The 549-nt window shown below is 67.2% G+C and carries 1 pseudogene; it reads right to left on the bottom strand.

Going from position 1 to position 549, the window contains the following annotated elements:
• Positions 1–549: pseudogene (locus AC1DWF_RS37715) on the bottom strand (elongation factor G); the annotation flags it as partial.

Here is a 549-nt window from a genome sequence, read left to right as displayed (position 1 = left end):
GCCGTGCGCAGCTTGATCCCCGTCGACGCTATCAGGCGGTCGAGCGCGGCGCGGAGATGTATCTCGCCCTGACCTCCGAGAATGGTCATGCCGTTTTCGGCGTCCTGGGTCACCGTCAGTGCTGGATCCTCCTCGGTCAACCGCTGCAGGCCGGTGGAGAGGCGCAGCTCGGCAGTGCGCTCCTCGGAGACGATGCTCAATGCGAAGACCGGCGGAGGCGGTTCCGGAAAAGGGAGGAGGTCGCCACCCAGGGTAGCCCCGGTACGGATGCCATCCAATCGGCCCAGAGCGACGAGATCGCTTGCCTCGGCCTGCCGAACCTTCTCCATCTCGCCGCCGGGAAAGCGGTAGATGCCGCCGACGCGTTGCCCGCCCAGCGCCGCTCCATCCTCCAGCGGACCTCGCCAGAGCCGCACGAAGGACAATCGTCCGGCATGACCTGCCTGAACCGTGCGGAACACCTGAGCGAGCGGTGCACCCACCAACGATATGCCGCGCCGTGCGGCGGTTTCCGTCGCCGAGGGAACGTCATGGCGGAGAGCCTTCCAG

The sequence above is a fragment of the Aminobacter sp. P4_D5 genome (assembly GCF_056401815.1).
The sequence above is the reverse complement of the archived record's forward strand: the minus strand, read 5'-3'. Positions and strand labels throughout refer to the sequence as shown.